Below are 13,946 nucleotides of genomic sequence, written 5' to 3' on the forward strand. Positions count from 1 at the left end.
TTTGAATCTTCTGAAAAGCCCGTGGTAGCGCTTCTCTCCTCTTCTATCATACCGAATGCAGGAGCATAAGTAAATTACATTAAAATTATAGAATGTGATAAGTTTTTTGAATGACTATTCTTTTTCGCCATCAAGTTTTCTTAAGGTCTTCTCTAACTGCTTGAAGTGACGCTTTTCATGCAGTCCAACAAATGGAAACCATTGGCTCAGTGGAACTTTTCCGAATACCGGATGATCCATTGATTTTTGCGCAAGTTGTTCCGGCGTTGCTAAACCATATACTTCGTACAAGAAATTATGCGAGTCATTTAATCGCTTTTTCATTTCTTCTAGTGTGACAAAATCGTTTGTAGGAATCACATTTTTAGGCGCCTCCACTTTAAACGACCGATTGGCTGTTAATGCAATTGGTTTTTTAAGAGCTTTTTCACTGGCATCATTTTTAAGTTCTAAGGAAACACCTTTTGCAACCGTCGTTTCCATAAGTTGAAGATGATCTAAAATCTGAAGAGCTGACCATTCTTCCGCTGATGGTTTCTGGTTTAGTTTTTCATCCGTCATCCCTTCTACTGCCTGAAGAATTTGATTTCTGATTTTCGCATTATCTTCTTTGAACATGTTTTTTTCCACCTTTTTTGTCTGATTGCCTATCTCTCTTAACATACCCTAATCTATTCGAATTATATACATTGTTTCGGAACGATTTCCTTGTTACCTACAACAACGCGATACATTTTCCCTAGTTGATCGTGGTACTGCGATCAACTAGGGAAAATACGTTCTATTTTTCTGAATTAATGGTATAATTTAAGGAAATCCATTTAGAAGAGGTGACGCACAATGCCTTATGGTTATGAAAAATTCCGACTGGATAACGGCATTAGTCCGAATACGGTTGTTCATGAAGTCCAATTGATTCGCTCGCTCTTCGCCTTTCTGAGACATACCTATAAAAAACCGGTAGAACCGCATGACATCCGTCCTTCTGACATCCAACAGTTTCTCCAGGACCAGCATGCATCCGGTATTAAAGACAGTACGTTGAACCGCAAACTAATTTACATTAGAAGATGGTTTGATTATATGTGGCAAATTGGACGCATACCAAACGATTTTATGCCCAAATTTAAATTTAATCGAAAGCTTGACTTGACGCCTTCTGATATCTATTTAAATTATGAAGATTTGCTGAAAAAGAAAGACGCTGTGCTGCAAACTGACAGTTTGTCGTTAAATGCCAAAATTCTCTATATTTTATATCTACGTGGCCTTCGACTTCGAGATATGGTTACCATCGATGTTGATAATTTTGATGACGGCAATGGACAACTGACTTTAATCGTCGAGAAAAAAGACGGCTATCAATGCCGCCTAGAATTTTTAGACAAAGAGATTCCCGTCATGCTTGACGGAATCGAACGTGCTGTATTTCGTGGTACGCCGTATTTATTGTCATCTAAAGTGAAAAACGAATACACCTTATTTCAGATGGGCTCGCTATCTGATTACACAGAAGCGCTATCCTCTTTTGTTGGCATGCCCATGCGCTCTGGCGATATCCGCTTTGCTTATGTTCATTATCTCTATTCAGTGAAACATAAAAACTTGGAAGACATTCAAGAAATACTTGGCGTCTCGATTGACTCAGCATCGCGTATCCTCAAAGACTCGCTCGTTCGACTGAAAAAAAGAGAAAGTGGCACAAATTAAAACAGCCTATCCCCGTGTAAATAGGGATAGGCTGTTTTACTAGTTCCAATCATGTGAAAAAACCAAAGTCCAAAGCAAAATTTAAAATAAGCAATGTATGAATTGCGACAAAAATCATTGCTTGTCTATTCAATTTCTCAACATTTTCGTATTGCATATGGACCACCCCTCTCTTCTTAATAGTCTGATTATACTGAAAAGTGATTACAATAGCAAGAATTTTTTCTCCAAAGCGAGCTGCAAAAATTAACTATTTGAGTGTTGTTCGCAAGCTTGCGGTATACTTATAGTTACTTGCGAAAGGAGTGCTTACTATGAAAAAAGCATTGTTGGTAGTAGATTACACAGTAGATTTTGTAGCAGATGATGGGGCCTTAACATGTGGAAAGCCCGGACAAGTTATTGAAGAGAAAATTTGTTCCTTGACTGAGGAATTTCTAGAAGATGGCGAGTTAGTCATCATGCCGGTGGATTTGCACGAAGAAAATGATGCCTTTCACCCAGAAGCAAAACTGTTTCCTCCTCATAACATAAGAGGAACTTACGGTCGCAAATTATATGGACGTCTTGCAGATGTTTATGAAACACATAGTGAAAAGATCGTTTGGATGGATAAAACTAGGTATAGTGCTTTTGCTGGTACTCATTTAGAGTTACTTCTACGCGAACGAAAAATTGAAGAAATTCATATTGTTGGCGTCTGTACGGATATCTGCGTATTACATACAGCAGTCGATGCGTACAACAAAGGTTTCACCATTTATATTCATGAAAAAGGGGTTGCAAGTTTTGATCAAGCGGGGCATGACTGGGCTTTGCGCCACTTCAGCACAACCTTAGGCGCACATCTTTTATAAGTTTTTTATGTTTTTATGTTTCAAATGTCCTGAATAAGGTTATATCTAAAGTGTAGCAATTATACATTACCTTAAAAGGAGCTGGAAAAAATGGGTTTTATTTTATATCTAATTATGGGTGGTATCATCGGTTGGATCGCAGGAATGATTCTTGGTAAAGATGTACCAGGCGGCATCATTGGTAACATTATCGCAGGTATCGTCGGTGCTTGGTTAGGCGGATTGATTCTTGGAGATTTAGGTCCAGCTATTTGGGGCGTAGCGATTATCCCAGCATTAATTGGTGCTTTGATCTTCGTATTTGTACTAAGCCTGATTATGGGTTCTATGAGAAAAAGATCATAAAGCTTACTAAAAAAGAGTGGACAATTGTCCACTCTTTTTTTCTTTAATTAAATTCTTCTTCATATAACCGATAATAATGAAGGACATCCGCTACATATTTATCACTGTGATTGTATTGAAAAATAGCATTCTCTAAATCGCCTTCAGCCGCACCATTTTGTGATAAATAATTCGCAGCACTGTAAAGAGAGTCCGCTAAATTATATGGATCGGCAATGCCATCTCCATTGCCATCAACTCCGTATCCACCATAATAAGCAATGACGTCGAGATTTGTTTTATCTTCTTCACTAATATCGCCTTGGCCTTGACCTGAACAACTGGGATGGCTCCACCCGACAAATGTACAAGGCATGAATTGCAAATGTCCTTCTGCACCAACTGGCGATAATAACGGATCCATCGTTGAAAACCTAGTTTCAATCCGGTGATGAGCTGCGAGTAATGTCCAGGGGATATTATAGGCGTCTGCCGCTTCTTGATAAAGCGGAATGTTTTCTTCCGGTACTTTGAGTTCGATCAAATGGCTTGGTGCTTCTTTTATTTTGTCAACTACTGAAGTTGCATTAAAAAGCATAAACAGGAGGACCCCAACCGTCGCTATAACGACCGCTGCAGGGATAAACAAAATCAGACAACCTAGTTGACGCTTGTATTTTTTGGGTATTTTCTTTTTTTTCATTTCTCCACACCTAATCATTCCTTTGTTTTAGTGTAGCATATCTGCTGTTGCAATGCCTTTTCTCGTCAATAGACTGCTTATATAAAAGCTGAAACAAACTTTAATTTTCAGAATACTTCTGATAGAATTATTCATTAAGAACAGGAGGTGAAACTTATGTGGGAAGATTTCAAGAAATTTGCTTTGAAAGGAAATGTTCTCGACCTTGCTGTAGCGGTGGTTATTGGAGCTGCTTTTGGGAAAGTCGTTTCTTCTTTAGTTGAAGACATCATTATGCCAGTAGTTGGCATATTAGTAGGCGGAATAAGCGTTGAAAATTGGAGTTATACATTTAACGATGTTGTTTTAAATTACGGTTTATTTATCCAATCGATTATTGACTTTTTCATTATTGCTTTCTCTATCTTTATGGTGATCCGTCTCTTTACAAAAATGAAACGCAAGAAAGATGTACCTGCTGAGGAAGAACCGGAAGTGTTGGACAAAACCCAGGAAATCCTTTTAGAAATTAGAGATTTATTAGGTAAAGAAAAAAAGGAACTTTGATTAAGCCTTGATCTATAAAGTCACAAACACTAGATTCAGAACACAAAAGGGGTGCCCGTTCGTTTGTGAATGAGCACCCCTTTTATGTTAATCGATGCTTCAAAAGGATTTTTTTAAGTAAGTCCACTTATTTTCAGCACGACTAAATCTCACCGTATAACCAACGACAAAACAAGCTAAATAACAAAATTTTAATTTAACTTTATTATTTTTAACAAAAAACACACCTTCTCTAAAGTCCTGAGTATCCAGAATTCTTCAAGAATTGGTGTGTTTTAAAGCTTTAATTTTCTTCGATTAATTTACCTAAGTCTTTTTTAATATCTTCAACGGGTACATCTTCAAAGCCGTCGTAGTTATTGACGACAACCCCTTTTTGGTCCACTAGATAAAAATTAGTACCGTGTATGACCTGATCACTCTCAGGGTCATTTCGGACAAATGAACTAAAGTTATTTTTTGCAAAATCAGTGATTTCCAGTTGGGTATAGCCTGTTAGCAAATGCCATTTCGATTCATCTGGAACCGAATACTGAGCCAAATAGTTTTGCAGCGTTTCAGGTGTATCCACGACCGGATCAACGCTAAATGCTACAATTTTATAATCTTCCAAACCCGATGCAGCCAGTTGTTGTTGAATATCGCTTAAATTGAAGGTCATCGGTGGACAAACCGTCGTACAATTTGTAAAAACAAAAGTCGCTAGCCAAGGCGTTCCTTTTAAATCTTCTAAGCTCACTGAATCTCCACGTTGATCTGTATAAGAAAAATCTTCAATTGTAGAACTACCACATGCTGATAATAGCAGCACCAAACTTACTAATGCTAAAAAAGAAATAAGTCGCATAAAATTGCCTCCACTCTTTCATCTCTTTCATCATAGCGAAAGTATAGAAACAGCACAATACATGTTAAACCGCCATTGTCACGATTTTGTGAAATCAAGACAGCTTTAATGTGATGAGTGCATCGTGAATGGCGACTAATTTTGCTTCCACACGGTGCATCAAATAAAAAGATACAAAAATAGGGAAACCAAGTTCTTGAACCCATTGCATCCACTCAGCCATAAGCTTTTACCTCCTCATTCATCTGATAAAAAAAGCTCTCCCAAATTAGGAGAGCTTCGTGATTATACTTCGTATTCTAATACATTTCGTTCGATGACTCGTGCACCTTTTATCGAAGTGAAAGAAGAACCTTCGACTTCAAAGACGTTTTGTGTGATGATTGCTTGCATACCTGTCAGCAATTCCGCATCTGTCACATTCGCACGCGGCTCATCTACGGTCAATGTCACGTCTTTTCCTGCAGCAGTTGTGAAAATCAATTCCAATGTTTTTGCCATCTGTACTCCTCCTCAAAATAATTACTGATAGATTGTCATTGCGGATTGTTTTTCAACATCCATCAATGTCTTCGTTCCAAAATTCGTTAAGACAGCGGCTGTTTCAAAGATTCCATCTGCAGCTGCTGCTTCTTTGACATTGTGGTACGATTTAAACTTTCTCTTTACTTTGCCGTTAACATCCAACCCATTATCGTAGGTAAAACGAATGCTAGCGTTCTTAAAATCACTAAAGGCCATGTTCTTCACCTCCTTTCATTCGCTATATAGACACAGATAGAAAAAAGAGATACATTTTTGATGAATTTCTTTCTAAATCCTTCTATAATAGAAGTAATGGAAAAATGAGGTGAAACAATATGGAACTGAATGGCTGGTTTTTGTGGTTTATCCTATTTTGGGTATTCGTACTGGTAGGACTTTTTGCCATTGGTGGATATTTCATGTTCAGAAAGTTTCTGAAGTCTATGCCGAAAGAAGACGGCCTTTCAGATTTGAACTGGGAAGAATACTACGTTGATAAAACGATTCATTTATGGGGCGACGAAGAAAAGGCAATGTTGAATGAGCTGGTTCAGCCGGTTCCTGATTTATTTCGTCCGGTAGCAAAACAGAAAATTGCCGGTAGAATCGGTCAGGTTTTACTTGAAGAAAAAGCTAAAAAGATGAAACTCGAGCATATTATCCGTGGGTATATCCTAGCAACCCCAAAGCGAGATCATAAATTTCTGCGAAAAAAACTAGCAGAACTTAAAATTGATGTAAGTCCGTACGAACAATATTTTGAACAGTAAAAAGCGCTACTCCCTTAAGTGGGAATAGCGCTTTTGTTTTTTGCTGCAATTTTTTTGTATTGCCACAACATTGAAATACGCCATGGCCAAAGCATACCAAAGGCCAAAATCCAGAACATGCCTGCTAGTTCGCCAATGTCTATACTCGAACTCAAAACGACTTTCCCAATAACTCGTACTAGCAATAGCCCGAACAAGATAAAGACAAAGGCTTTTGACTTTTTCAAGTAAATATCTCCATCACGGACTTCAAATCGGGAAGTCCATATTAAGACAGTTGAAAAAAGAATGCCTACTGCTAGCGCCTCGAGAATCTGCATGGGCGGAACGCGAAAAAACGGAAAGACGAACATCAATGCACCGGTTGACATAAAAAATGGCGGCAAAATGATTTTCTTGACCGTCGCCGGTTTTTTTGCCGATTTTGTACGGATAAACATTGCCAGCAAACCCATCGCAAAAGCACCGACCGTTGAAACGATCAAATACACTTCGGCAGGGATTTGATCAAACATTTAAACTCTCCTCCAACTCATCTAATCGGTGACGTAACTCATCGATTGGCACAAATCGTGCAAAACGGTTTATTTCTTTTCCTTGTCGGAACAATAAAACGACAGGTGCTGTAAAAAGCATCAGCTGTCCTGCCAATTCTGGCATTTCGGCAGCATTGACCAAATAGAAAGGCGTTTTATAATCATCTTCAAAATCTTCAACTTGAGGACGTAAACCTTCACAAACTGAGCAATTGTCTGTTTTAACAAAAAGTAAAAATGACTGTTCTTCACTAATTTTAGATTGATATTCTTCTATCTTTGTAATGGTTTCCATCATTTCCACCTGCCTAACGTCAATTTAAAACCCTTGGAAATCACCGAAAATTGGACTTAGAATACGAATTAGATACGTCATACCATCGAAAAACAATAGTACACCCACACCAATCATAACATAGCCACCAATTTTCATGATTTTTTGGTTATGCTTACGTAACCAACCCATGCGGGCGACAAAGAACGACAAGACGAAAAACGGAATAGCAAAGCCAAGCACATACGCCAACATATACCAAACACCAGATCCTGGATTAGTGGCAGCAAGAGCATAAATAGCTGCAGTGATAGGCCCCGTACACGGTGTCCATCCGGCAGCAAACGCTAACCCGATAACGAATGTTCCTAAAAATCCAGACGGACGATTCTTAAACGAAAACTTGCGATCTTGCATAAGGAATTTCGGTGAAAAGACACCAACAATCATCAACCCAAATAGAACAATAAAGATAGCACCTATTTGACGGATCAAGTCATCATAAAGGACAAACCATTCATAGAAAAACGATGTACTGAAACCGAGTGCAATGAATATTGTTGAAAATCCTAGTAAGAAAAATAGAGTATGATACATCCCTCGTCGTTGCATAACTTTTTTATCGTTCTTTATTTCATCCATCGTCATACCCGTTATATAGGATAAAAATGCGGGATACAAAGGCAGCGTACATGGCGAAATAAAACTTAAAAAGCCAGCACCAAAAGCCAAAAATAAATTAATATCAGATGCCACTAGTAATTCTCCTTCCTGTGTTCTTCTCATCTTACCAAATTTAAAGATGAAACACTGCTCTAGCACCTGTGAAATCTTTGTGGACAAATAATCTGTTACAATGCTCTATTTTTTTCACGGGATTACTCGCTACTTGCTTGCTTCTAAGAAAAGCAAGCAAGCTTTCGTCCTATTCGCAAGTAATTTTGACTTTTTTGTTGTTAGCGTTTTTGATTTTTTGCTATTATACTTATGTAATTTACTACATAGTAAGTAAAAATACAGCTACTTTATGAAGTATTTTGGTCACACCAAATATTCGGGTGTTAGAGTTTCTTCATTACTACCCAACTAATAATGCGCGGAGGCAACACACCGAGGAATGCGACAATCTTCAATAAAAATATTCCTAGAGCATATTGTTTTTTCCGTTCTTTAAAAAACCCGCCTAATTCCCAAAATACGCGTATTGCAAAAAAATAGAAGCCGATTTTCCAAGGGGAAGAGGAAATCGACTTCTATGGACCGACAGCGAGTACCAATCGCTAGCGGCTCTATAGGGAATGGACTGTTTACCCGATGAGTTGCTTGGCAAGTCCCAATTGATGATGTACTTGTTCAAAACCTGTGCCTCCCAGTGAGTTTCTTCTCTCGACTGCAGTTCTCGGCTTTAAGGTATGGTAAATGTCTTCATCGATTAGCGAACTTGCTTGTTGAAGGTCAGCAAGTGGCAAATCTTTTAAGAAATATCCACGCTGGATGCAAGTGAAAACGAGTTTCCCGGTCACGTCATGCGCTTCTCTAAACGGCATCCCTTTAGCAGCAAGATAGTCCGCCAATTCGGTAGCATTCGAAAAATCCGTGTGTACCGCTTTTTCCATAGATTCTGTACGCACTGTCATGGTCCGGATCATGCCTTCAAAAATCGGCAAAGAACCCAGTAAGGTATGGACCGTATCAAACATACCTTCTTTGTCTTCTTGCAAGTCTTTGTTATAAGCCAGTGGCAGGCCTTTCAATGTCGTCAGCAAGCCAAATAAATTGCCGTAAACACGTCCCGTTTTTCCACGTATTAATTCTGCCATATCGGGATTTTTCTTCTGTGGCATAATACTTGATCCTGTAGAGAACGTATCATCTAACTCGATAAAACGAAATTCCTCACTCGACCATAGAATAATTTCTTCCGCAAAACGCGACATGTGCATCATCAACATCGACGAATTGCTAAGAAATTCCAAAATAAAGTCACGGTCACTGACAGCGTCTAAACTATTTTGATAAACAGTTGAAAATCCTAGCAGTTTTGCTGACATTTCGCGGTCAATTGGGAACGTTGTACCGGACATCGCTCCCGCTCCAAGCGGTGAAATATCGATGCGTTTTAACGATTCCGTTAATCGCTCTTTATCGCGCTGTAACATCCAAAAATACGTCATCAAGTGATGACCAAAAGAAATTGGTTGTGCACGTTGAAGATGTGTATATCCTGGGACAATCGTTTCTACATGCGCTTCTGATTGTGTAACAATTGCGTCTTGGAAAGCCGTAACAGCTTCAATTATTTCTCCCACACGATTTTTTAAATACAAATGCATATCGGTCGCTACTTGGTCGTTCCGACTTCTGGCTGTATGTAATTTACCGCCAATTGGACCTATTTCATCGATCAGCTGTTTTTCTAAGTTTAAGTGGATGTCTTCATTTGATACGCTAAACTCCAAATCCCCGTCTTGCGCTTTTTGTTTAAGTGTCGCAAGACCAGACAAAATAAGCTCTGCATCTTCTTTAGAAAGAATTTCGCAAGCAGACAGCATTTTTACATGCGCCGTGCTGCCTTCCAAATCTTCCATGACCAACTTTTGGTCATAAGCAATGGAAGCACCAAATTCATCGACCCACTGTTCGGCCGATTTTTGAAAACGGCCGCCCCACAGTTTGGTCATGCTTTCACCTTCTCTTTTAAGTCTTCAGGAACTGCCACTTCTTTTTTGTTGACCATAGAGTTCACAACTGTCGGAAGACCCCATAACTCAATAAAGCCAACTGCAGACGCGTGGTTAAATGTATCATCTGTCGAATACGTCGCTAATTGTTCATTGTAAAGTGAATTTGCTGACTTACGTCCTTCAATAATTGCATGGCCTTTAAACAATTTCACACGGACTGTTCCGTTGACGTAAACTTGCGTTTCTTTTAAAAATGCTTCAAGTGCAACACGTAACGGAGAGAACCACAAACCTTCATAAATTAATTCAGTCAATTTTTTCTCGATTACTGGTTTGAAATGAGCCATTTCTTTCACCAACGTAATATCTTCCAACTCTTTATGCGCTGCGATTAATGTCATCGCTGCAGGAGCTTCATATACCTCACGAGATTTGATCCCGACTAAACGGTTTTCAATATGGTCAATTCTACCGACACCATGTTTCCCAGCAATCTCATTTAGTTCTAAGATCAATTTAGAAAATGAGTACGAAATACCGTTTAATTGAGTTGGAACTCCGTTAACAAATTCGATTTCAACAATATCCGCTGTATCTGGTGTTGTTTCAAGAGAATTTGTAATGTCATAAGCTTCTTCTGGTGGAGTAGTCCATGGGTTTTCCAATACGCCACATTCGTTGGCACGTCCCCATAGATTTTGATCGATTGAAAATGGGCTATCCAAATTCACTGGGATTGGAATATTATGCAGTTTTGCATAAGCGATTTCTTCATCACGTGACCATCCCCATTGTCTAACTGGTGCTACAACTTCAAGATTTGGGTTTAACGACTTGATCGAAACTTCAAAACGTACTTGATCATTGCCTTTGCCCGTACACCCATGTGCTACTGCAGTTGATCCAGTTGCTTCTGCAATTTCAACTAATTTTTTTGAAATCAGTGGACGAGACAAGGCAGACACCAATGGATATTTCCCTTCATACAATGTATGAGCTTGCAACGAGATTAATGCATATTCATCTGCAAATTCGTCTCTTGCATCAATCATATAACTTTCAACCGCTCCCACTTGAAGCGCTTTTTGTTTAATAAAATCCAAATCTTTTCCTTCCCCGATATCCAGGCACACAGCGACAACGTCGTAGCCTTCTTCTTTGAGCCACGGGATGGCCACCGATGTATCTAATCCACCTGAGTATGCGAGTACAATTTTTTTAGTCAATATGAAAACCTCCAATGTATTTTTATGCAACTTATTATATGAATATACACATAATATCATGGATATTTAGTAAGTGCAACACATACGAGCAGAAATTTTCAAAAAAAAAAAAGCAGCCGCAGCTACTTTTTTTGATTACTCATTTAGTTCTCCACTTATAGTATATTCATGCGTATCAAGATCGATACGCACTTCAGACATTTTTCCTGCCTCCATATTGCTGAACAAAAATCCGATTTCGTTGTCGCGAACAATTGGTTGCCCCATCATAATCAATTTTGGCAATTGCTCACCATTGATAAATGCTTCAAGTGCTTCTGATTGTTTGACAGAATCCTCGTCCGTTAGAATCGTAATGGTTTCCGCCTCTCCTTGCATAGGAAAAGACTCTGCAAGCGGACCTTGATAGTCCATGCTAACTTTCATCCCTGTACGAATATCACGGATTACACCTTCAGTCGTTTTGGCGCCATCACTTAACTGAACGTTAACATCTTCAGGAATGCTGAAATAGATATTATTGACAAGGATGCTTTCTCCATCGACTTGAGTGATAAATCCTTCTTCTGTCATACTTTTTTGTTCGACTGCCATCTCCGGCTCGTCTTTTTCTTTTGTTTTAGCCGGTTCAGTTTCTTCATTTGAGCATGCTGCAAGTAGCAGGATACTAGCTAAAAATAAACTCCATTTTTTCAAAGCTACCCATTCCTTTTCCTGTAAATTCGTGATGTCTACACTGTTCAATTAATTTTACCTGTTATACGGAATAGTTGCAATTATCGGTCGAGCTATACTTTACTGTAATAGAAAATGCCATCTTTACTCAACTGCTCTACGATGGAACCGTCTTCTAACAAGTAGTCAATTTGGCCAATGGTTTCCGATAAGGTAAGTCCCAATTCTTTTTCGTAAGCATGAGCAAACAGTTCTTTTGTCAGTTCATAAACCGTGCACTGACCTTTCCCAATAATGCCAAGCGTTTTCATGGCACGTTGATGTTGCTTTGTTAAACGAGAAGTAATCAATTCGTTGACATTGCGTACTTCTTCACCATGACCACTGTAAATCACATCAATCGGCATTTTTAGTAAGCGTCTGAGCGAAGCATTATATTGAAGCAACGATTTCGGGCGGCCGAGTGCAGGATCTAGTGGTGGTTCTATTAATGGATTGGAAGATACGGTCGCGATCACATGATCGCCTCCAATCATTTCACGCGTCTGTGCATTCCAAAATGATAAGTGGCTCTGTGCATGTCCGAGTGTTTCAAGAACTTGCCACTCAGTGTGTCCTGGTAGCGTATCTCCTTCATTAATGAACATATCTAGTGGACGATTGCCCATTAAATTTAAGGGCCGTTTCATTTTTTTAACCCAAAAATGCAAATCGCCTGGAACTCCTTCTTCCTTTAATCTTTCCAAGTAAAACGCGTCATGGTAATCAAAAAAATCTTGGTCACGGCGAAGCCAAGGATCGTTATAAGGATGTCCGTATAATTTCGCGTTCTCAAAGCCATCTACCCACCCGGAATGATCCGGGTGATGATGCGTTAGTACAACTTGGTCCACATCTTTTGGTTCTGCACCAAATTCTTTAAGTCCCGCTTTTAAAGCGAGCCAAGCTTCGGGAGTTTTAGGTCCGGCATCGATCAAAGTTAGCATGTCACCTTGTATCAAGTAAGAATTAACATCTCCTACAGCAAACGGTGTCGGAATAATAATCTTATGTAAAGTCAAATTAACCATCTCCTCTAAATGAATGACTATTCATCTATCATACATGGAAAATTTGAAATCGTCACTTCTTTACGCTATTTGACAAAGAGTCAAGCTATCCTCTATAATTTATTAACATATGTGAGCGAAGATAAAGAATAGTACACAAAGTGAAGGTGTCAAGAGAGTGTTGCTTTAGCTGAAATGCACGCCCCCTCTCCTTTGTAGAACCTGCTTTTGAGCTGCCGTGAAAACACGGCCGTCTGTCCGCGTTATGGATATCGAGTGGTGTCTTGATGGCAAACTTAGGTGGTACCGCGGAAACAAAGCGTTTTCGTCCTTGTATAAACAGGGACGAATGCGCTTTTTATTATGAGGAAAGAGAGTGATACAAATGAAAATTGTCTGTGTTGGAGCCGGATCCATGGCCGAATCCATGATTCATGGCTGGATCAATAAGCGAATTATGAAACCAGAAGAAATTTCGGTGATGAACCGATCAGATCAGGACCGACTTGAATTTCTAAGTGACGAATATGGTGTGAATATCGTTTGCGAGGAACAAACAGAATTACAAGATGCCAATTTCGTCTTACTTGCGATGAAACCGAAAGATGTAGAAGCAGCACTCAGTGGAATTAAAGAAAAATTGACGGGTAACACAGTTATCTTGTCTGTCGCAGCAGGCGTTTCAATTGCAACGATTCAAAAACATGTCGGGGATTTTCCAGTCGCACGTGCAATGCCGAATACTTCTGCGAAAATCGGGAAATCGGCGACCGGCGTCGCATGGAGCAAACACGTTTCTCTGGAACAGCAACATGAATTACGAGATCTACTGTCGTCGATTGGCGGTGTCACAGTCGTTGAAGAAGAACAATTGCATGCCGTTACTGGAGTTGCAGGAAGTGGACCAGCTTATATTTATTATTTTGCTGAAGCAATGACTGAAGCGGCTATTGAGAATGGATTGTCCCATGCCGATGCAAAAAAACTAGTACGCCAAACTTTTGCAGGTGCTGCTGAAATGCTGCAACAAGAAGATTTTGCTGAGTTGCGAATAAAAGTAACCAGTCCAAACGGCACAACTGTAGCGGGTCTAAACTCACTGGCAGAAAATAACTTTAAAGACATTGTCGGACAATGTGTCACGAAAGCTTCCCAACGATCTCAAGCGCTTGGAAAAGAATTTAAATAAATGCTGCTGTATAATTTGTAGTTGTATCTAT

19 protein-coding genes are annotated in these 13,946 nt (G+C 39.3%); 6 read left to right on the forward strand and 13 right to left on the reverse strand.

Annotated elements, in window-relative coordinates:
• Positions 1 to 114: 114 nt before the first annotated feature.
• Complete coding sequence (locus FQ085_RS06115) at positions 115 to 618, reverse strand: DinB family protein (RefSeq protein ID WP_058385460.1); 504 nt, start codon at positions 616 to 618, stop codon at positions 115 to 117.
• A gap of 222 nt (positions 619 to 840) precedes the next feature.
• Between FQ085_RS06115 and FQ085_RS06120 the strand changes: the two genes are divergently transcribed.
• From FQ085_RS06120 to FQ085_RS06130, 3 genes are all read left to right on the forward strand, one after another.
• Entirely contained in the window at positions 841 to 1,710 is an 870-nt protein-coding gene (locus tag FQ085_RS06120; protein ID WP_058385461.1) for a tyrosine-type recombinase/integrase, read from the forward strand.
• A gap of 314 nt (positions 1,711 to 2,024) precedes the next feature.
• A complete protein-coding gene (locus FQ085_RS06125) occupies positions 2,025 to 2,567 on the forward strand; it encodes a cysteine hydrolase family protein (protein WP_058385462.1) in 543 nt (180 codons plus the stop codon).
• 90 nt (positions 2,568 to 2,657) lie between these two features.
• Positions 2,658 to 2,912: a GlsB/YeaQ/YmgE family stress response membrane protein gene (locus tag FQ085_RS06130; RefSeq protein ID WP_071154025.1), complete on the forward strand. Its 255-nt coding sequence runs from the start codon at positions 2,658 to 2,660 to the stop codon at positions 2,910 to 2,912.
• A 43-nt stretch (positions 2,913 to 2,955) separates the two neighbouring features.
• On the opposite strand, the gene FQ085_RS06135 is transcribed toward FQ085_RS06130, so the two are convergent.
• Positions 2,956 to 3,594: a lytic transglycosylase domain-containing protein gene (locus tag FQ085_RS06135; protein ID WP_058385464.1), complete on the reverse strand. Its 639-nt coding sequence runs from the start codon at positions 3,592 to 3,594 to the stop codon at positions 2,956 to 2,958.
• 156 nt (positions 3,595 to 3,750) lie between these two features.
• Between FQ085_RS06135 and mscL the strand changes: the two genes are divergently transcribed.
• Positions 3,751 to 4,140, forward strand: a complete 390-nt coding sequence (mscL, locus tag FQ085_RS06140; protein WP_058385465.1) for a large conductance mechanosensitive channel protein MscL — start codon at positions 3,751 to 3,753, stop codon at positions 4,138 to 4,140.
• A 283-nt stretch (positions 4,141 to 4,423) separates the two neighbouring features.
• Here the strand turns inward: mscL and FQ085_RS06145 are convergent, their stop codons facing one another.
• From FQ085_RS06145 to FQ085_RS06160, 4 genes are all read right to left on the reverse strand, one after another.
• On the reverse strand, positions 4,424 to 4,987 hold the full coding sequence (locus FQ085_RS06145; RefSeq protein WP_058385466.1) for an SCO family protein: 564 nt from the start codon (positions 4,985 to 4,987) through the stop codon (positions 4,424 to 4,426).
• 94 nt (positions 4,988 to 5,081) lie between these two features.
• Entirely contained in the window at positions 5,082 to 5,210 is a 129-nt protein-coding gene (locus tag FQ085_RS06150) for a YvrJ family protein (protein ID WP_078080368.1), read from the reverse strand.
• A 62-nt stretch (positions 5,211 to 5,272) separates the two neighbouring features.
• A complete protein-coding gene (locus FQ085_RS06155) occupies positions 5,273 to 5,488 on the reverse strand; it encodes a DUF2922 domain-containing protein (protein WP_058385467.1) in 216 nt (71 codons plus the stop codon).
• Between the two features lie 21 nt (positions 5,489 to 5,509).
• Positions 5,510 to 5,728, reverse strand: a complete 219-nt coding sequence (locus tag FQ085_RS06160) for a DUF1659 domain-containing protein (protein ID WP_058385468.1) — start codon at positions 5,726 to 5,728, stop codon at positions 5,510 to 5,512.
• 119 nt (positions 5,729 to 5,847) lie between these two features.
• Between FQ085_RS06160 and FQ085_RS06165 the strand changes: the two genes are divergently transcribed.
• Positions 5,848 to 6,282 carry a DUF2621 domain-containing protein gene (locus tag FQ085_RS06165; protein WP_058385469.1) on the forward strand — a complete coding sequence of 145 codons (435 nt, stop codon included), beginning with the start codon at positions 5,848 to 5,850 and terminating at the stop codon, positions 6,280 to 6,282.
• Between the two features lie 14 nt (positions 6,283 to 6,296).
• On the opposite strand, the gene FQ085_RS06170 is transcribed toward FQ085_RS06165, so the two are convergent.
• The 7 genes from FQ085_RS06170 to FQ085_RS06200 all read right to left on the reverse strand — a co-directional run bounded on the left by FQ085_RS06170 (position 6,297) and on the right by FQ085_RS06200 (position 12,738).
• Positions 6,297 to 6,797, reverse strand: coding sequence for a CcdC family protein (locus tag FQ085_RS06170; protein WP_149456193.1), 501 nt, complete (start codon positions 6,795 to 6,797; stop codon positions 6,297 to 6,299).
• The gene (locus FQ085_RS06175; protein ID WP_058385471.1) at positions 6,790 to 7,113 is read right to left on the reverse strand and encodes a thioredoxin family protein; all 324 of its coding nucleotides are present in this window, start codon (positions 7,111 to 7,113) and stop codon (positions 6,790 to 6,792) included. Before FQ085_RS06175 ends, FQ085_RS06170 begins: the two co-directional genes overlap by 8 nt.
• Before the next feature lie 24 nt (positions 7,114 to 7,137).
• Entirely contained in the window at positions 7,138 to 7,848 is a 711-nt protein-coding gene (locus tag FQ085_RS06180) for a cytochrome c biogenesis CcdA family protein (protein WP_149456194.1), read from the reverse strand.
• 551 nt (positions 7,849 to 8,399) lie between these two features.
• Positions 8,400 to 9,773, reverse strand: coding sequence for an argininosuccinate lyase (gene argH / locus FQ085_RS06185; RefSeq protein WP_149456195.1), 1,374 nt, complete (start codon positions 9,771 to 9,773; stop codon positions 8,400 to 8,402).
• Complete coding sequence (locus FQ085_RS06190) at positions 9,770 to 11,002, reverse strand: argininosuccinate synthase (protein ID WP_149456196.1); 1,233 nt, start codon at positions 11,000 to 11,002, stop codon at positions 9,770 to 9,772. Before FQ085_RS06190 ends, argH begins: the two co-directional genes overlap by 4 nt.
• 135 nt (positions 11,003 to 11,137) lie before the next feature.
• Positions 11,138 to 11,698 carry a DUF3221 domain-containing protein gene (locus FQ085_RS06195; protein ID WP_058386911.1) on the reverse strand — a complete coding sequence of 187 codons (561 nt, stop codon included), beginning with the start codon at positions 11,696 to 11,698 and terminating at the stop codon, positions 11,138 to 11,140.
• Between the two features lie 92 nt (positions 11,699 to 11,790).
• Positions 11,791 to 12,738, reverse strand: coding sequence for an MBL fold metallo-hydrolase (locus tag FQ085_RS06200; protein WP_058385475.1), 948 nt, complete (start codon positions 12,736 to 12,738; stop codon positions 11,791 to 11,793).
• 373 nt (positions 12,739 to 13,111) lie between these two features.
• Here FQ085_RS06200 and proC point away from each other — a divergent pair, with 373 nt between their 5' ends.
• Entirely contained in the window at positions 13,112 to 13,915 is an 804-nt protein-coding gene (proC, locus tag FQ085_RS06205) for a pyrroline-5-carboxylate reductase (protein WP_149456377.1), read from the forward strand.
• Positions 13,916 to 13,946: the final 31 nt, after the last annotated feature.

It is taken from the genome of Planococcus sp. ANT_H30 (assembly GCF_008369335.1).
Classification (GTDB): Bacteria; Bacillota; Bacilli; order Bacillales_A; family Planococcaceae; genus Planococcus; species Planococcus kocurii.